Genomic DNA, 25,542 nt, shown 5'->3' with positions numbered 1-25,542 from the left:
GGCCTGCTACAAGGGCAAAACAAGCAAAAAAATCGATTTTATGTGATCAAAGGAACGCGGTCTCGTCAAAACTCCGCAATTTCCGGCTGTGAATGCGTTCCAATGGCATCTTTCTTAGCCGTTCCATCGCCCGGATGCCAATCAGCAAATGGCGCGAAACCTGTGTTTTATAGAAATCGCTGGCCATGCCGGGCAGTTTCAGTTCGCCATGCAGCGGTTTGTCGCTGACGCAAAGCAGCGTGCCATAGGGCACGCGGAACCGGAACCCGTTAGCGGCGATGGTTGCGCTTTCCATGTCCAGCGCCACCGCGCGCGATTGGCTGAGCCGCTGTACGGGGCCGGATGTATCGCGCAATTCCCAGTTCCGGTTGTCGAGGCTGGCCACCGTGCCGGTGCGCATCACCCGTTTCAGGTCATAGCCTTCCAGCTGGGTTTCCGTCGCTACCGCCTGTTCCAGCGCGATCTGAATTTCCGCCAGCGCCGGCACCGGCACCCAGACCGGCAGGTCGTCGTCCAGAACCTTGTCTTCGCGCAGGTAGGCATGGGCCAGAACGAAATCGCCCAACGACTGGCTGGCGCGCAGCCCGGCGCAATGGCCGACCATGATCCAGGCATGCGGCCGCAGCACCGCGATATGGTCGGTCGCGGTCTTGGCGTTCGATGGTCCGACCCCGATATTGACCAGCGTGATCCCCGACCCGTCGGCGCGTTTCAGGTGATAGGCCGGCATCTGCGGCATCTTGAAGGTGCGCGGCAATTCCTGATCGGGGGCGGTAATTTCGGCATTCCCTGTCACCACGAACGAGGTATAGCCGCTGTCCGGATCGGCCAGCATGTCGCGCGCGAAGGCTTCGAATTCGGAAACGTAGAACTGGTAGTTGGTGAACAACACGTGGTTCTGGAAGTGCACCGGATCGGTGGCGGTGTAATGCGACAGCCGGGCCAGCGAATAATCCACCCGCTGCGCGGTGAACGGTGCCAGCGGCGCGGTGCCGTCGGCGGGAATCTGATAGGTGCCGTTGACGATGTCGTCGTTGGTGGTGCTGAGGTCGGGCACGTCGAACACGTCGCGCAGGATGAAATCGCCCGCCCCTTCCTGCGGCACCGTCATGTCGGTTTCGTTGGCCACCGCGAAATGCACCGGCATCGGCGTGTCGCTGATCCCGATCACCACCGGCACGCCGTGGTTTTCAAGCAGCAACCCGATCTGCTGGCGCAGGTAATTGCGGAACAGGTCGGGCCGGGTGATCGTGGCGGCGAAGGTGCCGGGTTCGGACACGTGGCCGAAGCTCAACCTGCTGTCGACCTTGGCGAAGGAGGTCGTGGTGATGCGGATTTCGGGGTAAAAGGCGCGATAGCGGCAATCGGCGCTGCCGCTTGCCATCGCTGCGCGGAAATTGCGGCACAGGAATTCGATCGCACCGTCGTAAAGCTCCTCCAGCCGGGCCACGGCGGCGGTGGCGTCGTCGAACGCTTCCGCTTCGGCCAGTTGCGGCGTTTCGATCCTGAGGTCGGGCTTGCTGGGAGTCATCGCGTGATCCTGTTTTCCGCTGACGTTGACACGGGTCCCGGGCAGGTTCAACCATTCCTGTAACGGGAAAATGATCAAGGGGTTGCAATGGATTTCGAAACGGTATCGGCCGCAGATTTCGGGGCGTCCCTGACGGGGATCGGATTGAACCTTCTGGTCCGCGACGTGCCGGCCGAGGTGGCGTTCCTGCGCAACGTGTTCGGCATCGAAGCGCACCGGGTATCGGCGGATTTCGCCATCGTTCCCTATCAGGGTCAATTGTTGCAACTGCACAGCGACGGCACCTTTGCCGACCATCCGCTGTTGACCCTGCTGCCGGAAAACCCGCCGCGCGGGGCGGGGATCGAAATCCGCCTGTTCAATACCGATCCCGACAAGGCCGCGGACCGGGCCGCGGCGGCGGCGGCGATGGTGTTGCAGGCCCCGGCGAACAAACCGCACGGGCTGCGCGAAGCGGTGATCCTGTGCGACAACGGTTATGCTTGGGTGCCGAGCCGGGTGCTGAGCCAGGAGGAGCGGGACGCGTCATGAAACAGGAAAGCCTGGATCGTTTCGTGCTGGCGCAGGAACGCAATTATACCGATGCGGAACGCGAAATCGCGCAGGGGCGGAAACTGTCGCACTGGATGTGGTACGTTTTCCCGCAATTGCGCGGGCTGGGCCGGTCGAACTTCGCCCATCTTTACGGCATCGCGGACCTGCAGGAGGCCGCGGATTACCTGGCCCATCCGGTGCTGGGGCCGCGGCTGATCCACATGATGGGGCTGATGCTGACCCATGCGGGCCAACCGGCCGAGGACATCCTGGGCGGGATCGACGGGATGAAGCTGCGCAGTTCGGCCACCCTGTTCGCCGAATTGCCCGATGCCGATCCGGTGTTCGGCCGGGTGCTGGATGCGTTTTACGGCGGGCAGCGTTGCGAAAGGACGCTGGCGTTGTTGGGCCGGTAAGCGAGCTTTTGAAGGGAGTCGCGGCCCGGAACAAGGCCGTCAGGCCGCCGGGCCCGCGCCAGTCCGCCCGAACGGGCTGGCGCTTTGGTGAGGTATGCTTTGCGATTTAGAGGAAGCTCGGACTTGGCTGGTATAAACTGCCATGCTCAAGGCTGCGCAGCGCCACCCCGCGGACTGGCGCCGACCCGGCTCAGTCCAGCTTGCGCGCCTCGTCGACCAGCATGATCGGGATGCCGTTGCGGATCGGGAAAGCCAGCTTGGCCGATTTCGAAATCAGTTCCTGCGCCTCGGCGTCGTATTCCAGCGGGCCATGGGTGACCGGGCAGATCAGCGCTTCCAGCATGTGGCGGTCGAAGGGCGGTGTATCGGTCATTGCAGCTTTTCCTCGTCTTCACCCCCGCGTAGCGCAAATTCGATCAGGGTGACAAGCGTTTCGCGCCGAGTGGCAAGGCAAGGCGCCTCCAACAGGGCCTGTTTGTCCTCGGGCGCGAAATCCAGCATCATCGACAGCGAATTGATCAGCAGTTCGTCATCGGCATCGGCCATGCTGTCCCAATCGGTATCGAGCCCGCGCAGCCTGAAGAATCGCGACAACAGTTCCATGAAGGCGGGTCGGTTGAGGCCGGCATCGTGTTCTTCCGCGCCCTGATCCTTTTCGAAGCCCGCCCACGACACTGCGCAGCGCCGGTAGGGGGTGAAACCCTCGACCTCGTTACGGATGCGGAACCGCGAAATGCCAGTCAGCGTGATCATGTAGCGCCCGTCTTCGGTTTCCGAAAACTGGGTGATCCGACCGGCGCTGCCGATGTGATGCAACTGAGCGCTGTGACAGCCCGGCGTCAGGCAGGGCTGCACCATCCCGATCAGCCGCTCCGGCGTTTTCAGCGCGTCGTCCAGCATCGCAAGGTAACGCGGTTCGAAAATGTGCAGCGGCAACCGTGCCCGGGGCAAAAGCAACGCCCCGGGCAGGGGGAAAACCGGTATCGTATCCGGCAGCTGGGTCGGTCTAGTCATGGGCGAGGACATAGCCCGAACCGACGGTCAGGCAAATATCATCGAGCTGAGTTTGCGACGGCCATTGAGAACGATCGGGTCGTTCGGCTTGAGAGCATCGAAAATGGTGAACAACTGCTGCTTGGCCGCGCCGTCGTTCCATTCGCGGTCGCGGCGGAACAGTTCCAGCAATTCATTGACCGCTTCCTCGACCTGACCGGCGGCATGCAGCGCCTGCGCCAGTTCGAACCGCGCCTCAAGGTTGCCCGGATCGGCCTCGATCGCCGCTTTCAATTCGTCCAACGGGCCGGAATTCGCGGCCTGCCGCGCCAGTTCCAGCTGTGCATGGGCGGCTTCGATCGGGGCGGCGTCTGAAATTTCGGCGGGAACGCCGTTCAGCACCGCTTCGGCCTGGTCCAGTTCGCCCATCGCGACATGGCAGCGCGCCAGCCCGCCGAAAGCGGCGGCGTTTTGCGGGTCTTCCTCGGCGATGGCGGCGAAGGTCTGGGCGGCATCGGCCACCGCGCCCTCGGCCAGCATTTCCTCGGCCGCGGCCAAAGCTTCTTCCAATCCGCCGCCGGCTTCACCGCCGCCCGCCTCAATGGCGCGCTTTATGAAGGCGTCGATTTCGGAGACCGGAACGGCGCCCTGGAACATGTCGGTGGGGCGGCCCTTGACGAAGGCCACGACGGTCGGGATCGATTGCAGCGGCAGTCCCTGCTGCGCCAAGGCCTGCGCCAGCATCTGGTTCTGGTCGACATCGACCTTGGCCATCTTCACGGCGCCCTTGGCCTTGGTCACGGCCTCTTCCAGCATCGGGCCCAGCGTCTTGCACGGGCCGCACCACGGGGCCCAGAAATCGACGATGACGGGCACTTCCTGCGAAGCTTCGACGACATCGGCCATAAAATTGGCCTCGGTCACGTCCTTGATCAGATCGGCGGCGGGCGGGGTGGAACCTAGTTCTAGCATGACAACCCTATCCTTGGGATTTTGCGTTTGTCTTTATATGCCCCTTGCGGGGCGGAATTCCAAGGTTGCAGCGTCTTCCCGAGCCGATCAAAGATCGAACGTCGCGAAAACCGGCGCGTGGTCGCTGGGCTTTTCCCAGCCCCGCGCGGCGCGCAGGATGCGGCTGGAATGGCCGGCGTTCTTGATGTCCGGCGTGGCCCAGATGTGATCCAACCGGCGGCCCTTGTCGGCGGCATCCCAATCCTTGGCGCGGTAGGACCACCACGAATAAAGCAGCCCCTCGGGGATGTCGTTGCGGGTCACGTCGGCCCATTTTCCGGCCTCCATCACCTGCTGTAGGTGATCGACCTCGACGGGCGTGTGGCTGACGATCTTCAGCAATTGTTTATGCGACCAGACGTCGTCTTCGCGCGGGGCGATGTTCAGGTCGCCGACCAGGATCGACTTTTCGAACTGTTCTTCCTTGAACCAGTCGCGCATCTCGGTCAGGTAATCGAGCTTCTGGCCGAATTTCTCGTTCACCTCGCGGTCGGGCTTGTCGCCGCCCGCCGGGACATAGAAATTGTGCACCGTCACGCCGTTTTTCAGCCGCGCCGCCACGTGGCGGGCATGGCCGAGCGAGGCGAAATCCATGTCGCCCACATCCTCGATCGGCAGCTTCGATAGGATCGCGACGCCGTTATATCCCTTCTGCCCGCGCGCCACCATGTAGTGGTAGCCAAGCGCCTTGAACGACTCCAGCGGGATCTTGTCCACCGGGCTCTTGCATTCCTGCAGGCACAGCACGTCGGGCGCTTCTTCCTCCATCAGCTTGCAGACGATGGGTTCGCGCAGGCGGACCGAGTTGATGTTCCAGGTGGCAAGGGTGAAGGACATGGAAAACTCCGATTGGCGGTTCGCGGCGCAGAATGCCCGCAGGGTCGGGCGGGGCGCAACCCGAAAACGGGGCAAAAGGGTGCGGCGCGTTGGACGTGCGCCGCCGAGATGTTCAGAAGTTGCGGACCAGCAGGATCACCGCCGCGGTGGCGGCCAGTCCAAGCGCCCAGGGCCGGATCGAGCCGCGCTCGAAACGCCGTGTCAGCGGGCGTGACAGATAGAGGCTCAGCGGCACGAGCGGGGCAAGCGAAACGGCGAAGGCGACCTGGGGCCAACGCATAACCCCCGCAATGGTAAGGGCGAGCACGGACACGACCATCCCGAACCCGAAAAAAGCATTCTGCGATGCCGCCGAACGGCGCGTTTCGACCCGCGAATAGAGGATCGCCATCGGCGGTGCCCCGATCCCCGTCAGAGTTCCCATGATCCCGGCGACCGTGCCGGCCCCGAATAGCGAAAACTTGTTGATCGGTATTCTCAGCCCCGCAAGGTTGAGCGCCACGGCAAACAGCACGATGCAGGCCACGACGATAGGCAGAGCGGGGGAGCCGACGACAATCGCGGCAATCGTCGCGGCCAGAACCGCCCCGAGAGTGCGTCCCATGAAGCCGGGCGGAAGGTCCTTCAGAACGATCGCATCCCGCGCGCTTAGAACCGATCCGGCACCTACAAGGAACCCCACAAGAAGAACCGTTCCGGGCACCCAGTCCGCGGCAACCAGCGTCATGATGGGCGCCGCAACCATGCCGAACCCGGCCCCCGAAAGCTTTTGAATTGTCGTGCCGAGCATGACGGCGAAGGCGCAAATGAGCCAAGGGCCCAGAGCCGGAAAGAGATGGAGTTCGGTGATCGTCATGCACGCGCAACGTAGAGGCTGTGACGGCCCGAGGGAATACCCGGTTTCGAAGGGATCATCAGGGACGTTGTCGACCCTGCCGGAGGTCAAAAAAAGACCCGGGGCAAGCCCGGGTCCAGTCCAACAGGGAGGTGCATAAGATAACCCGCTTATGCGACGGTATACATATTAAGTATCGTGGTCCGCATTGTGTCGCCTTGATCTTTGTCAAATTTCACGCGACCAGCTTATAGCCCCCGCTTTCGGTAATCAGGATGCGGGCATTCGACGGATCGGGTTCGATTTTCTGCCGCAAACGATAGATATGCGTTTCCAGCGTGTGGGTGGTCACCCCGGCGTTGTAGCCCCAGACCTCGTGCAGCAGCACATCGCGCGGAACCACGCCCTCGGACGACCGGTAGAGGAATTTCAGGATATTGGTTTCCTTCTCGGTCAGGCGGATTTTCTTGTCCTCCTCGTCCACCAGCATCTTCATCGCGGGGCGGAAGGAATACGGCCCCAACTGGAACACCGCGTCCTCGGATTGTTCGTGCTGGCGCAGCTGGGCGCGGATGCGCGCCAGCAGCACCGGGAAGCGGAACGGCTTGGTCACGTAATCGTTGGCGCCCGCATCGAGGCCTAAAATCGTATCCGCATCGCTGTCATGGCCGGTCAGCATGATCACCGGGCTTTTGACGCCCTGTTTGCGCATCAGCTTGCACAGTTCGCGGCCATCGGTATCGGGCAGGCCGACATCGAGGATCAGCAGGTCGTAAATACCTTCCTTGCTCCGCTTCATGGCCTCGGCACCGCTATCGGCTTCGAAGACGTCGAAATCCTCGGTCATCACCAATTGCTCGCTCAGCGCCTCGCGCAGATCGTCGTCATCGTCGACAAGCAGGATCTTCTTCAGCTGTGCCATTGCGGTGGCCTCCTTGCGTTTGCGTGTGAAACAGATGAGACCGGATGACGGATCAGACAAGATTTGCTGCAATCTTCTCACGTGGACGTGTTCTTTGACCGGGAAATGTTTCAAATTCCGACAAAAAGGACTAAGTCACAGGCCGGAACCCGAAGGAAGAGACCATGAGCTTCGCCCCCGATCTGACCGAACTTATCGCCCGCGCCCGCGCCGATCTGCGCATGGGCGTGCCCGTGGTGCTGGTGCAGGACGGTGAAGGAGCGCTGGTTCTGGCCGCCGAAACGCTGGACGCGCAGCGGCTTGCCGACCTGCGCGCGCTGGGCGGGCAGCCGGTTCTGGCGATCACCGCGCGGCGGGCCGAAACGCTGAAGGCGCGCGCCTATGACGGCGATCTGGCCCGGATTGTGCTGCCCCAGGACGTGTCGATGACATGGCTGCGCGGTGTCGCCGATCCGGCCGACGACCTGCAATCGCCGATGAAGGGCCCGCTGCAGACCCTGCGCGAGGGGGCCGCCGATCTGCACCGGGTGGCGATCACGCTGACGAAATCGGCGCGGCTGTTGCCTGCGGCGGTGATACTGTCGCTGCCCGATCCCTACGTTTTTGCCGGGGAACAGGCCCTGACCGTGGTCAATGCCGACCGCGCCGCGTCGCTGCTGACCGCCTCTCCGCATCCGCACCCGGTGGTCAGCGCCCGCTTGCCGGTCGAGGCGTCCGAGGCCGGCCGGCTGCACATCTTCCGCCCCGAAGACGGTGGCGAGGAACATTACGCTTTTGAGATCGGATCGCCGCCGCGCGACGAACCGGTGCTGGCGCGGCTGCATTCGGCCTGTTTCACCGGGGACGTTCTGGGCAGCCAGAAATGCGATTGCGGTCCGCAACTGCGCGGCGCGTTGGCCCAGATGGGCGAAGAAGGCGCCGGCGTCCTGCTCTACCTCAACCAGGAAGGCCGCGGCATCGGGCTGGCCAACAAGATGCGGGCCTATTCGCTGCAGGATCAGGGGTTCGACACGGTCGAGGCCAATCACCGGCTCGGCTTCGAGGACGACGAACGCGATTTCAAGCTGGGGGCCAGTATCCTGAAGTCGATGGGCTTTTCCCGGGTGCGGCTGCTGACCAACAACCCGCGCAAGATCGCGATGATGGAAAAGAACGGCATCGACGTGGTCGAACGGGTGCCGCTGAAAGTGGGCGAAACCCATCACAACCGCGGTTACCTGGCCACAAAGGCGGCGAAGTCGGGGCACCTGCTGTGACCCCCGCCGACCTGGTGCTGACAGCGCGCGGCATCCGCTTCCAGGGGCGCTATTTCCCCTGCAGCATCGGCCGCGGCGGACTGAGCGGCAACAAGCACGAAGGCGACGGCGCCACGCCCAAGGGCACCCATCGCATCCTCGGCATGCTCTACCGCCCCGATCGACTGGCCCGGCCCGCATCCTGGGCCGACCCGATCGGCCCGAACGACCTGTGGTCGGACGACGCGTCGCGGCCCGACTACAATCACCCGGTCCGCGCCCCCTACGGCCACGGCCACGAACACCTGCGCCGGGCCGATCCGCTTTACGACATCGTGCTGATCACCGACTGGAATTATCCCGATGCGACACCCGGCAGGGGATCGGCCATTTTCCTGCATCAATGGCGCCGGCCGCATTACCCGACCGAGGGCTGCATCACCTTCCGCCGGGATCACCTGATCCACATCGCCCGCAGCATCGTCCCGGGCACCCGGCTGATCGTCCGCTAGCTTCTTCTTTTCAAAAATATCCCGGGGGAGTCGCCCATCGGGCGACGGGGGCAGCGCCCCCTACTGCCGGAACAGCGCGCGCAACATGTCGCCAAGCGCCGCCTCGTCGTCCAGCTCCAGCCGCACCGGCAGCGTCACCACCTTCGAACGGAAACCGTCCGGCAGCCGCACCGCGTCCTTCTCGGTCGTGACCATCTGGGCGCCGCGCAGCTTGGCTTCGTTTTCCAGCCGGGCCAGCAGCGCCGGGGTCAGCATCTGGTGGTCGTCCAGCGCCTCGGCCCGGACCACATCCGCGCCCAATTCGCGCAGCGTGCGGAAGAACTTTTCCGGATGGCCGATCCCCGCAAAGGCCAGCACCGGCATCCCCTGCCAGTCCATGCCGGTCTGCAGCGGCGCCAGGCGGCCGGTCAGATGCGGCAGCGGGATCGCGGCGGCCCATTGGGCGGCAAATCCGTCCTGCGCCGCGGTGTCGCCGATCGACAGGACCAAATCGGCGCGTTTCATCCCCTCTGGCACCGGTTCGCGCAGCGGGCCGGCGGGCAGGCAGCGGCCATTTCCGAATCCCCTGGCCGCATCCACGACGATGATCGACAGGTCCTTGCGCAGCGCAGGATTCTGCAACCCGTCATCCATCACGATGACATCCGCGCCGAGGTCGCAGGCCAGCCGCGCGCCTTCGGCACGGTCGCGGGCCACCACCACCTTGGCAAAGGCCGCCAGCAAAAGCGGTTCGTCGCCCACCTGCGCCGCCGTGTGGGATGCGGGATCAACCTCGACCGGTCCCTGTTCCGACCCGCCATAGCCGCGCGAGACCACGACCGCTTTCTTGCCCATCGCCATGAGCTGTAGGATCAGCGCAATGGCGGTGGGCGTCTTGCCGGTGCCACCCGCATTCAGGTTGCCGACGCAGATCACCGGCACCGGGGCCCGGTAGGGCGTGCCGCGGCGCAGCCGCCTTGCCGTGGCGGCGGCATAGAGCCACCCCAGCGGCGCAAGCAGCCGGGCCACCAGGGCAGGCCGACCGGGCGGGGTGAACCAGAACCGCGGCGGCCGCATCACGCCGTCCCCCGCAGGTCCAGTTCGTCCTGGATCATCTCGATCAGCGCATCGGTGACTTCGGCGCCCGAGGAACTGACCTCCCAAGCGGCATGGGCCATCGCGGCGGCCTGGTCGGGGGCGGAGAGGCGCGAAATCGCGCTGGCCAGCGTGTCGGCATCCTTTACGATCTGCGCCGCCCGCGCGGCGACCAGGCGGCTGTAGGCCGGCAGGTATCGGCTCACGTTGGGACCATAGAGAATGGCCGAACCCAGGGCGGCGGGTTCATACGGATCACGGCCGCCATGGCCGGACAGAAGCGAACTGCCCATCAGCGTGATCGGGGCCAGCCGGTACCACAGCCCCAGTTCGCCGCGGGTATCGGCCAGCAGGATCTGGGTGGTTTCCTCGGGGTATTCGCCGTTTGACCATTCGGCGATATTCCAGCCCTTGTCGCGCAGCTGCTTGGCGTATTGCGGTCCCCGGGTTTCGTCGTCCGGCACCAGGATCAGCAGCTGGCGATGGGCGAACCGCATCGAGGTCCTGTGCGCCCGGGCGACGATATCGAGCTCCTCGCGCTGTATCATCGCTGCCAGCCAGACCGGCCGCCCGGCCAGCATCGCGGCCAGTTCATCGCGGGTATCTTCGTTGCAATCGAGCGCCGCACGCCCTTCCTGCAGAGCGCCGGTGATTTCGACAACCTCGCCATTCGATCCGATCCGGCGCAGCCGCTGCGCGGCGGCGGCGTCGATTGCCATGATCTTGCGGAACCGGCGCAGGATGCCGCGTCCCATGTCGGGCAGCCAGCGGAACCGCGCCTCTTCCAGCGCCGCGGCGTCGGCATCGACGAGGAAGAGCGGTACATCGCGCCGCGCGGTCATTTCGACCAGCGCCGGGCGCAGGTGGCCGCCGCTCCACAGGCAGAGATCGGGTTTCCAATGCGACAGGAAGGCGTCGATCACGGGGACGGATTCTTCCGGCACCTGCTGCCAGATCACGTCGCTTTTCAGGTGATCGGGGCGCGGCAGGTCCGGCGCGGTGGTCAGCAGGAACTGGATTCCCGGGCGTAGCGGTTGGATCCGGTGAAACAGTTGCAGGATCGCCGCGGCCTTCGGCAGTGACGAAACATGCGCCCAGATCAGCTCGCCCGCGGGCCGGTTGGATGGAAAAGCGACCGGGTTTCGCGGCGCGCGCCGGGCAAGTGCCATATAGGCCGCAAGGCTGAGAGAGCGTGCCATCGCGACCGGTCTACCCGCGCACGACGGCGCAATCGGCCACCGCCATCGCACCGCGCGGACATGTGACCTGCGGGTGGGCGTGAGGGCCGGCAAAGGGCTGTATGCGCTTGGTCATCGGGGCTCCTGACTGGACGGGGCCAATCTATGCGCTGGTCCGGGGGGCTGCAAGGCGGCGCGCGGCGTTCGGGGTCGGGATACAGGCTGGTTGCTGCCGGGGCGCGTCACCCGCGAGGACGGAAATTCATTCCGGCCAGAAAGCCAGCCTTTTCGCGATGTCGCCATGCAGGCCCGGCGGTGCCGCGATCACGCCCTTGACCTTGGGATGGGGGTTGTTGAACCGCAACGGTTCCCCGCGCTTGTCTGACACTTCGGCGCCTGCTTCGCGCAGGATCAGGTCGCCTGCGGCGATATCCCATTCCCAGCTGTCGCGCAGGGTCAGCATCGCGTCGTAGCGGCCCTCGGCCACCAGGGCGAGCCGATAGGCCAGCGACGGGCGGTGGGCGCGCTTGAACTCCGGCACATGCTGGCCCTTCCAGTTGGACGGGGCCATGTTCGGCCGCGCCGCCAGCACCGAGGCACCGCTCAGGTCATGGCGCGACGATACCCGGATCGGGTCGCCGTTCAGGAATGCGCCCTGTCCAGCCGCGGCGCTGTAGAGCTTGTCCTTTTCCGGCAGGTAGACCACGGCGGCGGTCACTATGCCGTTTTCGGCCACCGCCAGCGAATGCGCCCAGGTCGGCGACCCTTCGATGAAGCTGCGGGTGCCGTCCAGCGGATCGACGATGAAGACGCGCGGACGGGTCAGCCGCCGGGCGCTGTCTTCGTCTTCCTCCGACAGCCATCCGTAAGAGGGCCGCGCTTCGGTCAGCCTGTCGCGCAGGATGTCGTTCACCGCCAAGTCGACCTCGGTCACCGGACCAAGGTTGCCGGGCTTGTCCCAGGCGCGGGCCCTTGGCCCGTGAAAGCTGCGGGCGACCTTGCCGGCTTCCTTCGCGGCGTCGATCAGCAGGTCGATATCAGTCGCCGGCAAGGGTCATTCCTTCGACCAGAAGCGACGGGACCACGCGCGACAGATACGTGCGCGCGTCGTTCGCCGGGATGATGGTGCTCAGCATGTCGCGCAGGTTGCCCGCGATGGTGCATTCGTTCACCGGGTATTGGATTTCGCCGTTTTCCACCCAGAAACCGCTGGCGCCGCGCGAATAGTCCCCGGTGTTTGGGTTGATCGTCGACCCGATCATCGAGGTGACCAGAAGCCCGGTGCCCATGTCGCGCAAGAGGTCGTCCTTGGTCTTCGCTCCTTGGGTCAGCGCCACGTTCCAGGTGGTGGGCGACGGCGGGGCGGAGGTTCCGCGCGCCGCGTTGCCGGTCGATTGCAGCCCCAGCTTGCGCGCGGTGGCCAGGTCCAGCGTCCAGCCGGTCAGCACCCCGTCGGTGACGATCTCGCGCCGCGATGTGGCCAGGCCCTCGGCGTCGAAGGGGCGCGACCCGGTGGCGCGGGGGCGGTGCGGATCCTCTATCAGGTTCATTCCCTTGGGCAAAACCTGTTCGCCTAAGGCCCCCAGCATCCAGGACGATCCGCGCGCGATGGCGGTGCCGTTGATCGCGGCCAGCAGGTGACCGATCAGCGACGCGGCGATGCGTTCGTCGAACAGCACCGGGTAAGCGCCGGTTTTCGGCTTGCGCGGGTTCATCCGTTCGACCGTCCGCCGGGCGGCGGTTTCGCCGATATCTTCGGGGCTTCGCAGGTCGGACTGGAAAATCCGCATGTCGCCGTCATGGTCGCGTTCCATCGCCGTGCCGCTGCCGGCGATCGCGACGCAGCTGGTGGCGCGGTCGGTGCGGGCATAGCCACCGGAAAACCCGTTGGTGGCGGCCAGATGTACCAGCCGGTGCCCGTAGCCAGCCGAGGCCGATTGCACCTGGCTGACGCCCTCGACCGCCAGCGCGGCGGCCTCGGCGCGCTGCGCGTCTTCCTGCAACGCTGCGGGGTCGGGTTCGGGCGTCGGATCGGCCATTTCCAGTGCGGCGATGTCCCCGTCGCGCGCCAACTGGTCGGGAGCGGCCAGCCCGATATAGGGGTCCTCCGGCGCTTCCTTGGCCATGGCCACCGCGCGTTCGGCCATCATCGCCAGCGTTTCGGGCCGGGTGTCCGAAGACGACACGTTGGCCTGCCGCTGACCGATCATGACGCGCAGCCCGATATCGGTGCCTTCCGACCGGTCCGCCTGTTCCAGCTTGCCGGCGCGCACGTCGATCGAAACAGAGGTGCCGGCAACCGCCATCGCGTCGGCGGCATCGGCCCCGGCCTTGCGCGCGGCGTCAAGAAGGGCATGGGTCAGGTGTTCAAGCGTTTGTGTCATGGGCCTTGATCGCTATGAAGAGGTTCAAGTCAGGTAACCCTCGGACGGGCCCGGTGCAAGTTCCGGGGCCGAACGGAGGTGTAAAAAAGGGCCGCGGACAAATGCCCGCGGCCCGTTTTTCCGGCGTTCCGATCGGATTATTTCAGGCGCTGACCATTGGCCATGAGATGGCCCTGATCGTTGACCTCGATCGTGGATTTCAGGCTGTCGGGGCCGTCGCCCGGCACCGCGAACATGCCCATCATCATGCGGGCGCCGTTGGCGTCATCCTCGGGCAGGAACCCCATCGCCACGAGGGTGTCCAGTAGCGCATTGCCGCCGGTCAGGGCCAGGTTCAGCGCGCCTTCGGGGCGCGGTATGCCGTCGAAGGATTGCAGGTCGCTGTTGTCGAAGGTGAACGCGCCCTTGCCGGTCAGTTCGGCACCCGCCGCGCGCACGGCCAGACTGTTGATGTCAAGCGCATGCAATTCCCCCGGCGCCGCATCGTCCAGAGATTCCATCGTGGCCGGATCGAAGATGTCAGCCAGGATCTTGACCTTGCCGGTCAGGTTGAAGGCGATGGTCGCCGGATCGCGCGGCAATTGCGCGGCCGGATCGAACATGCCCCAGATCATGTCGGACATGGTGAAACCGTCCAGTTTCAGCCCGAAACGGAAATCCTGCGGGTCTTCGGTCTTGGCCACCGGGATGGCGATGTCGAATCCGGTTTCCGCCAGCGCCAGTTCCACCGGGAACGGCAGGTCGGAGGATTGCAGGCTCAGCTTCGTGCCCGACGATCCCAGCGAATAGGCGATCTGGTCCGCATTCATCGAAAGCGCGAAGCTGCCGGATTCCGACGCGCTGCTGCCGCTTACATTCTCGCCGTCTCCGACGAAGGAAAACTCGGACTGCCCGCCTGCGTATTCAAAGTTGCCATCCACCGCGAAACCGGCTTTCAGCGCCGCAGCCATGTTTTCCATGTCCACGTTTTCCGGCATTGCCGAGGTGGACCGAGCGGACAGGTCATTGATCTGGCCCGTCAGCTTGAGCTGCTCTTCGGCATTGTCCGGGTTGGCCATTTCGACGTTGTAAAACAGGGCTTCGGCGCGGAAATCCTGCTTCCGGTTCTTCAGGGCACTGCCCGAGGTCGAGGCGCTGCCGCTGACATTGTTCAGCGTGATGCTTGCCTCCCCCAGATCGACGGTTTCCCCTTCGGCCATGATTTCGGCCAGGGCCATGCCCATCGAGGCGGCGGTGTAGTTGTAGGTCATGCTGTCGGGCGTGCCCGACACGATCATCGACAGGCCGGTGGTGGTATAGTTCACCTTGATATCGACCGGATCTTCGCCTTCCGCCTCGACCAGGATGTCGAGCGGCATGATCGCGGGCAACTGAACCGCGACGGTGCCGTCCCCGTTATCATGGAACGTCATGCCGGCCATCTTCACGGTCACGTTGCCACCTTCCTCGGGCATTTCGACACGCATCTGCAATTCGCTGACCTGCAGGTCGGGGCCGGACAGGGTTTCCTTGGCGGTGATATCATAGCCGAATCCGGCCATTTGCGATTTCCAGTCACCCCAGACGTCGGTGGGCGCGACATCGGCAAAAACAGGTGTAGCGCCAAGCAGGATTGCTGCCGTCAGCGGTGCCTTCAGGGTGGAAAATTGTTTCATGAAAGAACCCTTCGTTTCAATTGTTGCGCGCAGTTTCCGCTTTCGGTCTCCGAGGGTCAAGAGGATACGGGCTGGACCCTCGCAAGGGCGCGGTTTACCACTTGGACCGTTCCGAGGGAGATGACAGATGAGCGATGTTCAGGATAAGACCGTGTTGATCACCGGTGCCAGCCGCGGCATTGGCGCGGCGGCGGCAAGGGAGTTCGCGGCGGCGGGTGCCAATGTGGTTCTGATGGCCCGCTCGGGCGATGAGATCGCCCGGATTGCCGAGGAAATCGGCGGTATTGCCGTGACCGGCGACGTGGCCGAATACGCTGACGTGGAGCGCGCGGTGACCGCGGCGCAGGACCGGTTCGGCGGGCTGGACATCCTGATCAACAACGCAGGGGTGATCGAACCGATCGCCTCGCTTCTTGAAGCCGATCCCGACGGCTGGGGCGGTGCCATCGACATCAATCTCAAGGGGGTTTTCAACGGCATGCGCGCGGCGCTGCCCGGGATGACCGAACGGGGCCGGGGCACCGTCATTACTATCAGTTCCGGCGCGGCGCATAACCCCCTCGACGGTTGGAGCCACTATTGCAGTTCCAAGGCCGGGGCGGCGATGCTGACCCGCTGCGCCGACCTGGAATGCGGCGACAAGGGGGTTCGAATCATGGGGCTTTCACCGGGTACCGTGGCCACGCAGATGCAGCGCGAAATTAAGGCCAGCGGCATCAACAAGGTGTCCGAGCTGAACTGGGAAGACCACATTCCGACCGAATGGCCCGCGAAATGCTTGCTGTGGATGTGCGGCCCGGCGGGCGACGGGCTTTGCGGTCAGGAAGTGTCGCTGCGCGACGAGGAGATCCGCAAACAGGTGGGGCTGATATGATCGGGCTGGAAAAAGACGGCGGGTTGTGGATCGTGACGATCAACCGGCCCGACAAGGCAAATTCGCTGACCGCGGACATGCTGGAACGGCTGTGCGAGATCGCCGAAAGCGCGCAGGAGGCGCGGGTTCTGGTGCTGACCGGGGCGGGCAAGGTGTTCAGCGCCGGGGCCGACCTTGAGGCGGCCAAGGCCGGGCTTGCCACTTCGCCGCTGTGGGAACGGCTGTCGGGGGCCATCGCGGCGCTGCCCGGGCTGACCATCGCGGCGCTGAACGGCACGCTGGCGGGGGGCGCCAACGGGATGGTCCTGGCCTGTGACATCCGGCTGGCGGTGCCGGGGGCGAAGTTTTTCTATCCGGTGATGAAGCTGGGGTATCTTCCGCAGCCGTCCGACCCGGAGCGCATGGCGGCGCTGATCGGCCCGGCGCGGACCAAGTTGATCTTGATGGGCGGGCAGAAAATCAGTGCCGAGGAGGCGCTGCGTTTCGGTCTCGTGGACCGCCTGATCGATGGCGACGTGGTGGAAGCGGCGCGGGAGATCGCGGCGGATACCTTGGCGGCGAAGCCCGAGATCGCCGCGGGGATCAAGGAGATGTGCCGCTGATCGGGGGCTTCGCCTGAACGGCGAAGCAGATTGGGGGCGCTGCCCCCGCCGCCCGTGCCGGGCGACTCCCCCGGGATATTTATGAAAAGAAGAAGCGGATCAGCGTTTGCGGCGGGGGCCCGGGATTTTGGAATGGAAGCCGGGCGGGCGTTTCGCGACCCAGGTGATGAATGTAGCGAGCCGGGGGTGCGATTGGAGCGCCGCGATGGTGTTGTAGTCGCGGGCGAGGTCCGCTTCGCTCAGCGTGGCGTGAATTTCATTGTGGCAGATCTGGTGCAGCAGCACGGTGGGGCCGTGTTTGCCGCCCTTCAGCCGGGGCACCAAGTGATGCAGGTTTTGTTTCGCATCGCCCGGAATGGAGCGGCTGCATAGCGGGCAGATCGGATCGTCGGGCATCGCGGGGCTTGTTCCTGGCAACTCGGCGCGGCATGACGGAGTGTGCGGCCCTGCGTGGCCGCTGGCAAGGGGATCGGGCGTGGCGGAACGTATCGCAGCATTGGTGATCGGGGCGGGACCCGCCGGGTTGATGGCGGCGGAGGAGCTGGCGCGGGCCGGTCACCGGGTCGTGGTGGCCGAGGCCAAGCCCTCGGTCGCGCGCAAATTCCTGATGGCGGGGAAATCGGGGCTGAACCTGACCAAGGCGGAGGATTTCGAGGGTTTCCTGTCGGCCTATGGGGACGCCGCGCCGGTGCTGGAACCGATGCTGCGCGATTTCGGGCCGGAGCAGGTGCAAGCCTGGGCCGAAGCGCTGGGGCAGGAGTTGTTCACCGGTTCGTCGGGCCGGGTGTTTCCCAAGGCGATGAAGGCCTCGCCCCTGCTGCGTGCCTGGCTGGGCCGGTTGGCGCAAAGCGGTGTGGAGATCAGGACGCGCTGGCGCTGGGTTTCTTGGGATGGGGGTTTCGGGTTCGATACCCCCGGGGGGGCGCGCGAATTGCGGCCCGATATCTGCGTCCTGGCCTGTGGCGGCGCAAGCTGGGCGCGGCTGGGATCGGACGGGGAATGGGCCGGGATGTTCGAGGCGCGGGAACTGGCGCCGTTCCAGCCGGCCAATATGGGATTCGTGGTCGATTGGTCGGATCACATGCGGCCCCATTTCGGCCAGCCGCTGAAGAACATTACCCTGCAAGCCGGGGATGAACGGGTGCGCGCCGAATGCCTGATTTCCGAACGCGGATTGGAAGGGGGCGGTATTTACGCGGTGTCGCGGCAGTTGCGCGAGGGGGCAAGCTTGCACCTGGACCTGCTGTCCGATCTGTCGGTGGAAGATATCCGCGACCGGTTGAGCCGGGTCGGGCCGAAACAGAGCCTGAAAAACCGTCTTCGCAAGGCGCTGAAGCTGGATCCTGCGAAGCTGGCCCTGATCATGGAATTCGCCCGCCCCCTGCCGTCCGATATCGCCCCGGTACTGAAGAAATTGCCGGTGCCCCTGGTCGGGCCCCGACCGATGGACGAGGCGATTTCCACTGCCGGCGGGGTACGGTTCGATGCCGTCGATGACAGTTTGATGCTGACCGCGCGACCCGGTGTTTTCGTCGCCGGCGAGATGCTGGACTGGGAGGCGCCGACCGGGGGGTACCTGCTGACCGGGTGCCTGGCGACCGGGCGTTGGGCCGGGCGGGCCGCGGCGGCGTATCTGCAGCGGCGGGCGCGGCCATGATCGCCAGGCAAGGGGGCTCAGGGGCCTTCGGATGGCTGTGACCGCCTGCGGTCCGCATGGTGTCGGTACGGCATGAGACGCTTGCCGGCATTGGGCGAAGATAAAAGGCGGCGCGCGGCGAAAGAGAGATATGCGAACAGCCAGAAATACGGGCTTGTCGACGGCCCGAAGGAATCACTAGACATGTTCGCCGCGACATAGATCAGCGGGCTGAGCGACAGGCCGAAGCAGATCAGGCGGGCAGAGGGCGCCGCGCCCGTCCGGCGCAGCGACCCGGCCATCGACCACAGGCACAGGAGCACCACCGTGCCGATCATCACCGTAACGGGCAGCAGTCCCGGCGCTCCGAGCGTGCGCATGTAGTCCAGCAGCACGTTGTGGCTGTGGGAAACGTCGGCTTCGCGGTAGAAAATGTCGATGCGTTGGCTCGCCCCCTGACCCAGGAACGGATCGGCGAGAAACTGGTCGATGCTGTAGGACCACAAAAATCCCCGGGTCGTCAGCGAATCCAGTTCCTGCTGGCTGTTGAAAAACTGGGTCAGAAGCCCCAATGCGCGCGGGTTGAGGAAGTTGAGCGCCAGGACGCCAAGCCCGGTAAGCGCTGCGCTGCAGGCCAGGTACAGCGTCATCATGCCGATCCGTTTCACGCCGGAATGGGCGATGACGGCATAGCCCAGCAGCATCGCGTTGATCGCCCCCCAGGCGAGCAGCAGGTTGGTCTTGGACCCGGAGGCCACCAGGCCGAGGAGCATCAGGAACAGGCAGAGCAGCCGGAACAGGCGCCGCCGACGCCCGGATAAAAGCAGCGCCATGGCGGCGGGGATCGAGGTCGAAATCGCCATCCCGAACTGATTGGGGTTCTTGAACAGGCCGGCGGCGCGGTCGGTCCCCTTGAAAACGATCTGGTGCAACGGCGCGATATCGTAGGCGAGCAGGCTCACTATGGCGGTCAGGGCCAACGTGCCAGCGACGATGTCAACGTAGCGCGCCACCCGCTGCCGCGTGACCGTGCCGCGGACAAGCAGGTAGATCGCGAAGCCGGAGGCCAGCGTGGAAAGATAACGGCTCGCCCGCAGCGGCTGGGCGGCGCCAAAGGTCGACAGCAGCGACCAGACGATGAGAAATCCGGCGCAGGCAAGCACGACCGTGATGGCGCGGTTGGCAGCCGCGTCGAACGGCGTGCGCCGGGCCCGTGCCGCTTCGTACCAGATCGGCAACCCGACCAGCATCACCACGAGGGCCAGCGGCGCGCCGCCCGGCAGGTCGATGAGAGCCGGGACGGCAAGCAGCGCAAGGTAGAGCGTGGCGAAATAGACCGGCAGGGACCCCGTGGCCGGGGCGGGCGCGGACATCGCGCCGCCCGGAAAGAAGCCCGCGCCGCCCGGCGGCGGCCATTCAGGCCCGCGAACGCTCATTGCGTTTCCATTCGATCAATCCGGCAAGACCAATCCCCAGGAAGATGCCCAGCGTCAGAGAGATCGCCAGCACCACCATCTTGTTCGGTGAACTGGGCAGGGTGGGGGGGACGGCGTCAGCGACGATGCGCAGGCCGGAATGGTTCTGCGGCGCGAGCTGGGCCTGTTCGAGCTGGCTCAGGTATTCGTGATAGGCGCCGTCGTAGAATATCTTGTCGCGCCGCGCTGCCTGCAGCGTCGCCCAGGTATCGCTCGCGACGTAATCGTTCAGGCGGCCGATCTCGGAACTGACGCTTTGCCGCTCGGCCCGGGTGGTTTCGAGCTCCACCTCGATCGCGCTGGCGGCAAGGCGCACTTCCTGCCTGAGGCTGGCCTCGAGGGTTGCGATGCTGCCGGTGATGGCTGCCACGGATTGCGGCGAGGCGTCCGAGCCCTGCCGGACCTTGGCAAGCCGATCCTTTGCTTGGGCGAGTTCGGTCAGCAACCGCCGGCTGGCCGGGGTGTCGATGGTGATGGCCGATGTATCGCCGGTCTGTTCGTACTGCGCGATCCGTGACAGCTTGGCCGTCAGGGCCGCGGCCTTGGCCTCGAGCGCCGAGAGCTGCTGGCGCAGCGCGAAACTTCGTTGTTGGACCTGTTGCGGGTCAGCGGCGACCCTGTCGGTTCCGCGCAGCAGGGAACGGACATGCGTGTCGGCGTCGGCCGCCTTCTCGCGCGCCCGTTCGGAAAGGATTTCCAGCTGGGCGATCCGTTGCGCCGTTACGGTCGCATCCCGATCCGCGGCTTCAGCCAGATGAGTGCGCGCGAAGGCATTGGCGATGTCGGCCGAAAGCGTCGGCGAGGTCGAGGTGAAGCGCAGTTCGATGAGCCGCGTATTGCCCTTGCGGGCGACGTTCAAACCTTTCCTGACCTTGCCGATCACCACCGGCATCGTATCGGACGGTTCGCTGTCCGGCGCGGCGCGACCCGTCCATTGCCTGAGCGTGGCAACCAAGCGCCCGAGGGTGCTGGGCTGCGGCGCGAATTCCGGCTGCGTGTCAAGGTCAAGCTGGCGGATCACGGCGGCGGTGGTCGTGTCTGAACGGATCAGTTCCGCATTGGTGTCGAGATCGATCGCCGTCCCCAGTTCGGAGCGCAGATCGTTGCCGGCGGCGGATTCGAGATAAAGCGAAACACGCGCCGTATACATCGGCGTCGAAAAGACGATGATCGCCATCGCCAGAAGCAGGCTGGCGGCACCGCAGAGCAGCACCGTCTTCGCCTGCCGCCGGACGGCCCCGAGGAAGGACGCGACGCTCGGCGGATTTTCCCGCCAGTCGACCGTGAGCGGATCGTCGGAATTTTCGAAGCCGTCCATCATTACACCGCCTCCTGTTTCGCCAATCCTGCGCCCGCGCACCGTTTTCGCCACCCCGAGAAAGGATTCGACCGTCGGGTTCTCGTATTGCCAGAAGGCGTCGAACGGATCGTCGGATTGATCGGAATCTTTCATTGCGTTTCGGCCCTCTGTTCTTCGGACGTCACGGCCATGCCCGGGGGCAGCAGGTGGAACTCGACGATGTCGCCCGGCATCAGGGCGAGCGATGGTGTCGTTTCGGCCGGGCCAAGCGTGACGCCGTCGCGGGTTACCTTGGCCGTCGGCTTGATCCCATAAAGCTGCCGCAGGGTTTCCCCGGCACTCGCCGACAGCGCCGCGAGGCTGGCCTGCCGTTGCTGGGCGCGGGCCACGGCTTCGCCGAGATCCTTCCAGGCGCTGATGCGCGCATCGCTGTCGACGGCGCTGAGTTCGGCAGCGAGCTTCGCGGCCTCGGCCCGGGCATCTTCCAATGCGACGTCGATCTGAAGCGCCCGGCTGGCGGTGACCAGCGCGGCGCGGCGCACTTCGGCGACCCGCGACAGCGCAGCGAGCCCCTTTTCGTGCAGGGCCCGGACATCTTCGAGGTACTTTTCGTCGATGGCGAGGCCGTCGTCCTCGTTCTGCTTCTGCTGGCTCAGAACGGCGATGCGTTTGCGCACGCGTGCGATTTCGTCGCGCAGCTGCAGCTTCTGTGTCCGGATCGCGGCGCGGGTTTCGGTAAGGATCGACCGTTCGACACTGACGATGCTGTCGATCGCCGGAACATGGGCAACGAAGATGCGTTCGTAATCCTTGGGCGTGTCGGTTCCCAGAAAGGATTTCAGGCGCCAGATCCTTGCGTATTCGTTGGCAAGCGCGGTGGCGGCGGCCGCGATTTCGTCGCTGGAGGCCGGGCGTTGGGTGTCGCGCGGCGGTCCGCCGCTTGTCAGCGCCGTCACGTGATGCAGGGTCATGCCGCTCCGGAACGGAATCTCACGCACGCCGACGGCGTCGCCGGAGACATAGATCGGCCGGTAGGCGACCACGGTGACAAGTACCTGGTTCGTTTCGATGACTTGGGGCAGCCCGCCACCGGGCGCGACCCGGCGTGACAGGCTCATCGCGGCATAGGCTTCGGCGGTTTCGCGGCGGACCTCGTCAAGCGTCTTGCCGTTGGCCTCGATCGCGCCCACCAGCGGAAACCATGCCGCACCGTTCATTTCGATCGGCACGTCGATGCTGAGGTCAGGGGCCCCGACGACCAGCACATGCAGCACGTCGCCCGGCGCCAGCCGGTATTCTTCGGCACCGGCCATGACCGGTGCCGCCAGAAGCGTCAGCAGCGCGACCAGGAGAAGGCGCAAGGCCGCAATGGGGTTGCCGGGCTTCGGCAGGCGCCATGTGGTGGCGGAACGGATCGGCGTGGTCATCATTACAGAACCTTCCAGATCAGACGGCGGACGGATTGCACGACCTCCTCGAGCGGTTGGTCGGCATCGATTTCGAACACGAGCGTTCCGTCGATAAAACGAAGCGCGCGGACTGCGGCGATCCGGCTCTTGATCTCCTCGTCGCTCATCTCGGGGCGGCGGGACAACGCCACTTCCGGCGAGGCGATGAGCTTGATCACCACGTCCGGCGGAGAGCGACGGGCATCGGCATAAATGCGGGCCTCCCACTTCGCCAGCGCCCGGACAAGGCGCGAGGGCGATGCGGCAAGACCACCGAGCAGGCAACCATCGTTGAAGCCCTGGAACTGGTCCTGCGGATAGCGGTCGCAGACAACCACCATACCACGATTGCGGGCACGAATCATCCGCCGGTGCTTCGCCCGCTTCTCGAGGCCGAGGCTGAGCGCCCACGGAATCAGCGCGATGGCCCGCAGCCGGCCGCGCCAGCCCTTGCGTCGCTGGCTCGGGGTGCCGCTCGGGGCGCGCTTGTCGACAAGCCGGCGGGCGATCTGCAGGGGCAGCCGCAGCAGCGAACCGGGACCGTCACCGCTGCCGAAATAGATCGGGACCACGTCGAGTTTCTGTCCAAGCCACGAAACGGTATCTTCACGCAACGTCGACTTGCCCGACCCGTCGGAACCAAGAAAAGCGATGACGACACCGCCCCGCGGCGACGTGCGGCGCAACGGGATCGCCCAGTGGAACCATCGGCGGCTCAACCCGCCGAGAATCCAGTAACCTTCCCTTACCTTCATGCGCAGTGCTGCCGAAACGGCGCCAAAGGTTCGGTGCGGGCGGAGCGCGGAGCGCACCGCCGCCGCGAATGCCGCCCGGTCGGGGTGCCGGGCCCCGCCTGCGAGGATGCGGCGCAGCGGTTCTTCCACGGCCGGCCCGATCAACTCAATGGCAAGAGAGACAACCGCGTCCGCCTCGGTCCGTTCGACCAGCCAGTCGAATTCGCGTGCGAAATCGCCGTTCCCCGCCTCTGGCCGCAGCACCGCCGCGACGCGCGTTCTCAGCCGGCGCTTGAGAGCGTCGCGCACCAGCAGCAGCACGAGTTCCATTTCGGGCGCAGTGGCATAGACGCCGTGATCCGGGTCGAGCCTGCGGGTGGCGAGCGCTTGGGCTTCCCATGGCAACCGGTAGCCCTTGAGGTGCTTTTGACCGAGCGTCAGGCGATGATGCAGATGAAGGTGAACGAGCGTTCCCGTCGCTTCGTCAAGGCCGAGGTAATCCTCGACCGCCGGGTAGGCGGTGAGCGCGGTGGCCTGGAAACGGCGAAAGCCGCTTTCGGCAAGGATGCGCTGCAGGTCGTCGCCGCGCCGCTGTTCGACCAGTACGTCGAGGTCGGTCTGACCGTGGACCGCGGCGTCGAGATGTTCGTTACTTTTCCAGTGGCAGTAGCGCAGGTCCGCAGCATGCAGGCGGCCGAACAGCTGCTGCACCACGGCAAGGCCGGGATCCGGTGCCGATGGGATTTCGCTTGCCGGGGCGCCCAGCAGGTGTTGTCTTTCACTCTTCATCCCGAAATCCGCCTTTGAAGAAGCGCAACGCCGCGCCGCATCCGCATGGGTCCGACATTGGCGAGCGCGCGCAGAAGCTGGACCCGGTCGGGCCCGAGGAAGAACCGGGGCCGGGTCCAGACGAGAAGCGGCACCAGCAGCGCGGCAAGCAGGACCGTCCCGGCCACGACCGCGCCGGTTGCCGCGCCAGCATCGCGCAGTCCCGTCGCCGCGACAAGGCTGCCGCCGCCCAGGATCGCCGCGAACAGCAGCCCGGGCAAATGGGCCTGCCCGAAGGTGCGCCAGCTCATGGAGGTCAGCCGCAGGCTGAGATGCGCCATCATCAGAAAATTGAACGCGAGCGCGCAGAAGACGCCGGTCGCCACACCGATCAGGCCCCAGTTTTGTCCGATCAGGGCGCCCAGCAGGACGGCCACGGCGAACAGGCCCTGACGCCAGGCGCGGGCATAGACCGCGCCGGTGGCGCGGACGATTGAATCGCTGATCTTGGAACTGGTGCGGAACAGCATGCCGAGGGCGAGCAACCGCAGTGGCACCGCTGCGCCGATCCAGGCCGGCCCCAGCAGGATGAGCACGATTTCGGGGGCCAGGATGGCGACGACGACCCCCGTGGGGAACATCACCGTGGCGCAGACATAGACGCCGCTACGATAGGCGCGCGCAAGGCGTTCGCGCTGGTGCTGGACGCTGGCCATGGTCGGGAACATCACCCGGTCGAGCGCCTGACCCACAAGGATCGCCGGGGCGGCCATCAGGTGGTAGGCGTGACCGTAGAGGCCGAGCGCCGCCGGCCCGAGCCAGCGCCCGACGACCAGGTTGTCGGCCTGGGTCGCGAAGTAGTTGCAGAACTTCGCGATGGTAAAACCGGTGCCGAAATAGATAAGTTCGCCGATCGCCCGGCGTTCGAGCATCGGCCGCTTTTCATGCGGCTGGCAGGCAAGCAGAACCACCGTTCGGACGGCGTTTTGCGTCAGGTAGGCCCCGACCAGCGCATGCACCCCGAAGTCCAGCAGGCTGAGCACTGGCGCCACCACGATGAAGCCGATCCCGAAGGCGCCCGCCTCGACCAGCGCAAGCCAGCGGAAGCGGAAATCGCGCAGGGCAAGAGCCTCCGCCACCGTCGCGATGCCGCGCAGCGGGAACCCGATGGCCATGACCCGGACCACGCCCGCAAGTGCCGGCATCTGAAAGAAACCGGCGATCGTATCGGCCAGCAAGAATGCGATCAGCCCCACGAAAAGGCCCACCGCCACCGACAGGGTGAAACCCGTCCGGATATGGCGCGGTTCAAGCGCCGGGCGCTGAACGATTGCAGGACTGACGCCGAGTTCGGAGAAGATCGCGCAGAAACTGCCGACGACCATTGCGGCCGCATATAATCCGAACTGTTCCGGCGACAGCAGGCGCGCCAGAAATATGATCGCGATCATTTGCAGCAGGGCCCGCGCCCCTACCGCCATCGAGGTCCAGCCAATACCGGCGATCGTCGTTTCCGTGAGTTTGCGCCCGCCCGCCATCGCGTCAGTCTCCGACACGACGAGGGATATGCGTCCCGATTTCGGTCGCC

Annotated in this window: 25 protein-coding genes; 7 read left to right on the top strand and 18 right to left on the bottom strand. The window is 65.3% G+C overall.

The annotated features are described in order from the left end of the window. Positions 1-46 precede the first annotated feature (46 nt). Positions 47-1,531 (bottom strand): AMP nucleosidase, encoded by a 1,485-nt coding sequence (locus tag IT775_RS03960; protein ID WP_212699777.1) that lies wholly within the window; start codon positions 1,529-1,531, stop codon positions 47-49. Positions 1,532-1,618: 87 nt separating this feature from the next. On the opposite strand from IT775_RS03960, the gene IT775_RS03955 reads away from it, so the two are divergent. Both IT775_RS03955 and IT775_RS03950 read left to right on the top strand, forming a co-directional pair. Next, a complete protein-coding gene (locus IT775_RS03955; RefSeq protein ID WP_212699776.1) occupies positions 1,619-2,062 on the top strand; it encodes a glyoxalase in 444 nt (147 codons plus the stop codon). Beyond that, positions 2,059-2,481: a DUF1810 domain-containing protein gene (locus IT775_RS03950; RefSeq protein WP_212699775.1), complete on the top strand. Its 423-nt coding sequence runs from the start codon at positions 2,059-2,061 to the stop codon at positions 2,479-2,481. The genes IT775_RS03955 and IT775_RS03950 overlap by 4 nt, the downstream gene beginning before the upstream one ends. A 190-nt stretch (positions 2,482-2,671) precedes the next feature. Here IT775_RS03950 and IT775_RS03945 read toward each other — a convergent pair whose 3' ends face one another. The 6 genes from IT775_RS03945 to IT775_RS03920 all read right to left on the bottom strand — a co-directional run bounded on the left by IT775_RS03945 (position 2,672) and on the right by IT775_RS03920 (position 7,079). Then, positions 2,672-2,854, bottom strand: coding sequence for a Trm112 family protein (locus IT775_RS03945; protein WP_212699774.1), 183 nt, complete (start codon positions 2,852-2,854; stop codon positions 2,672-2,674). After that, a complete protein-coding gene (locus IT775_RS03940) occupies positions 2,851-3,495 on the bottom strand; it encodes an LON peptidase substrate-binding domain-containing protein (RefSeq protein ID WP_212699773.1) in 645 nt (214 codons plus the stop codon). The genes IT775_RS03945 and IT775_RS03940 overlap by 4 nt, the downstream gene beginning before the upstream one ends. 27 nt (positions 3,496-3,522) lie before the next feature. After that, on the bottom strand, positions 3,523-4,446 hold the full coding sequence (locus IT775_RS03935) for a thioredoxin family protein (RefSeq protein ID WP_212699772.1): 924 nt from the start codon (positions 4,444-4,446) through the stop codon (positions 3,523-3,525). Positions 4,447-4,533: 87 nt separating this feature from the next. Next, positions 4,534-5,322 (bottom strand): exodeoxyribonuclease III, encoded by a 789-nt coding sequence (gene xth / locus IT775_RS03930; RefSeq protein WP_212699771.1) that lies wholly within the window; start codon positions 5,320-5,322, stop codon positions 4,534-4,536. 112 nt (positions 5,323-5,434) lie between these two features. Further along, a complete protein-coding gene (locus tag IT775_RS03925) occupies positions 5,435-6,112 on the bottom strand; it encodes a TSUP family transporter (RefSeq protein ID WP_212699770.1) in 678 nt (225 codons plus the stop codon). A 280-nt stretch (positions 6,113-6,392) separates the two neighbouring features. Further along, the gene (locus tag IT775_RS03920; RefSeq protein WP_212699769.1) at positions 6,393-7,079 is read right to left on the bottom strand and encodes a response regulator transcription factor; all 687 of its coding nucleotides are present in this window, start codon (positions 7,077-7,079) and stop codon (positions 6,393-6,395) included. Positions 7,080-7,243: 164 nt separating this feature from the next. On the opposite strand from IT775_RS03920, the gene ribA reads away from it, so the two are divergent. Both ribA and IT775_RS03910 read left to right on the top strand, forming a co-directional pair. Further along, positions 7,244-8,335, top strand: a complete 1,092-nt coding sequence (gene ribA, locus IT775_RS03915) for a GTP cyclohydrolase II (RefSeq protein ID WP_212699768.1) — start codon at positions 7,244-7,246, stop codon at positions 8,333-8,335. Beyond that, positions 8,332-8,826, top strand: coding sequence for a L,D-transpeptidase family protein (locus tag IT775_RS03910; protein WP_212699767.1), 495 nt, complete (start codon positions 8,332-8,334; stop codon positions 8,824-8,826). The genes ribA and IT775_RS03910 overlap by 4 nt, the downstream gene beginning before the upstream one ends. Before the next feature lie 60 nt (positions 8,827-8,886). On the opposite strand, the gene lpxK is transcribed toward IT775_RS03910, so the two are convergent. The 5 genes from lpxK to IT775_RS03885 form a co-directional block, all read right to left on the bottom strand. Continuing rightward, on the bottom strand, positions 8,887-9,882 hold the full coding sequence (gene lpxK / locus IT775_RS03905; protein ID WP_212699766.1) for a tetraacyldisaccharide 4'-kinase: 996 nt from the start codon (positions 9,880-9,882) through the stop codon (positions 8,887-8,889). After that, entirely contained in the window at positions 9,882-11,099 is a 1,218-nt protein-coding gene (locus tag IT775_RS03900) for a 3-deoxy-D-manno-octulosonic acid transferase (protein ID WP_212699765.1), read from the bottom strand. Before IT775_RS03900 ends, lpxK begins: the two co-directional genes overlap by 1 nt. Positions 11,100-11,340: 241 nt before the next feature. Next, complete coding sequence (locus tag IT775_RS03895; protein WP_212699764.1) at positions 11,341-12,129, bottom strand: inositol monophosphatase family protein; 789 nt, start codon at positions 12,127-12,129, stop codon at positions 11,341-11,343. Further along, positions 12,116-13,462, bottom strand: coding sequence for a TldD/PmbA family protein (locus IT775_RS03890; RefSeq protein WP_212699763.1), 1,347 nt, complete (start codon positions 13,460-13,462; stop codon positions 12,116-12,118). Before IT775_RS03890 ends, IT775_RS03895 begins: the two co-directional genes overlap by 14 nt. A 137-nt stretch (positions 13,463-13,599) precedes the next feature. Continuing rightward, positions 13,600-15,117 carry a DUF2125 domain-containing protein gene (locus tag IT775_RS03885; protein WP_212699762.1) on the bottom strand — a complete coding sequence of 506 codons (1,518 nt, stop codon included), beginning with the start codon at positions 15,115-15,117 and terminating at the stop codon, positions 13,600-13,602. A 127-nt stretch (positions 15,118-15,244) separates the two neighbouring features. On the opposite strand from IT775_RS03885, the gene IT775_RS03880 reads away from it, so the two are divergent. After that, positions 15,245-15,991, top strand: coding sequence for an SDR family oxidoreductase (locus tag IT775_RS03880; protein ID WP_212699761.1), 747 nt, complete (start codon positions 15,245-15,247; stop codon positions 15,989-15,991). Then, positions 15,988-16,593: an enoyl-CoA hydratase/isomerase family protein gene (locus IT775_RS03875; RefSeq protein ID WP_212699760.1), complete on the top strand. Its 606-nt coding sequence runs from the start codon at positions 15,988-15,990 to the stop codon at positions 16,591-16,593. Before IT775_RS03880 ends, IT775_RS03875 begins: the two co-directional genes overlap by 4 nt. A gap of 99 nt (positions 16,594-16,692) precedes the next feature. Here IT775_RS03875 and IT775_RS03870 read toward each other — a convergent pair whose 3' ends face one another. Continuing rightward, positions 16,693-16,989 (bottom strand): HNH endonuclease, encoded by a 297-nt coding sequence (locus IT775_RS03870; RefSeq protein ID WP_212699759.1) that lies wholly within the window; start codon positions 16,987-16,989, stop codon positions 16,693-16,695. 91 nt (positions 16,990-17,080) lie between these two features. Between IT775_RS03870 and IT775_RS03865 the strand changes: the two genes are divergently transcribed. Then, on the top strand, positions 17,081-18,250 hold the full coding sequence (locus IT775_RS03865) for a TIGR03862 family flavoprotein (RefSeq protein ID WP_212699838.1): 1,170 nt from the start codon (positions 17,081-17,083) through the stop codon (positions 18,248-18,250). Positions 18,251-18,267: 17 nt separating this feature from the next. Here the strand turns inward: IT775_RS03865 and IT775_RS03860 are convergent, their stop codons facing one another. From IT775_RS03860 to IT775_RS03840, 5 genes are read right to left on the bottom strand one after another with little or no spacing between them, the layout of a single operon-like run. After that, positions 18,268-19,665: an O-antigen ligase family protein gene (locus IT775_RS03860; protein ID WP_212699758.1), complete on the bottom strand. Its 1,398-nt coding sequence runs from the start codon at positions 19,663-19,665 to the stop codon at positions 18,268-18,270. Beyond that, positions 19,646-21,157, bottom strand: a complete 1,512-nt coding sequence (locus IT775_RS03855) for a GumC family protein (protein WP_212699757.1) — start codon at positions 21,155-21,157, stop codon at positions 19,646-19,648. The genes IT775_RS03860 and IT775_RS03855 overlap by 20 nt, the downstream gene beginning before the upstream one ends. After that, positions 21,154-22,431 (bottom strand): polysaccharide biosynthesis/export family protein, encoded by a 1,278-nt coding sequence (locus tag IT775_RS03850; RefSeq protein WP_212699756.1) that lies wholly within the window; start codon positions 22,429-22,431, stop codon positions 21,154-21,156. Before IT775_RS03850 ends, IT775_RS03855 begins: the two co-directional genes overlap by 4 nt. Before the next feature lie 2 nt (positions 22,432-22,433). Then, complete coding sequence (locus tag IT775_RS03845) at positions 22,434-23,975, bottom strand: nucleoside/nucleotide kinase family protein (protein WP_212699755.1); 1,542 nt, start codon at positions 23,973-23,975, stop codon at positions 22,434-22,436. Beyond that, positions 23,972-25,510 carry a lipopolysaccharide biosynthesis protein gene (locus tag IT775_RS03840; protein ID WP_212699754.1) on the bottom strand — a complete coding sequence of 513 codons (1,539 nt, stop codon included), beginning with the start codon at positions 25,508-25,510 and terminating at the stop codon, positions 23,972-23,974. The genes IT775_RS03845 and IT775_RS03840 overlap by 4 nt, the downstream gene beginning before the upstream one ends. Between the last annotated feature and the right edge of the window lie 32 nt (positions 25,511-25,542).

Source organism: Thalassovita aquimarina (assembly GCF_018219815.1).
In the GTDB taxonomy this organism is placed as follows: domain Bacteria; phylum Pseudomonadota; class Alphaproteobacteria; order Rhodobacterales; family Rhodobacteraceae; genus Thalassobius; species Thalassobius aquimarinus.
This window is presented reverse-complemented; position numbering and strand designations above follow the sequence as displayed.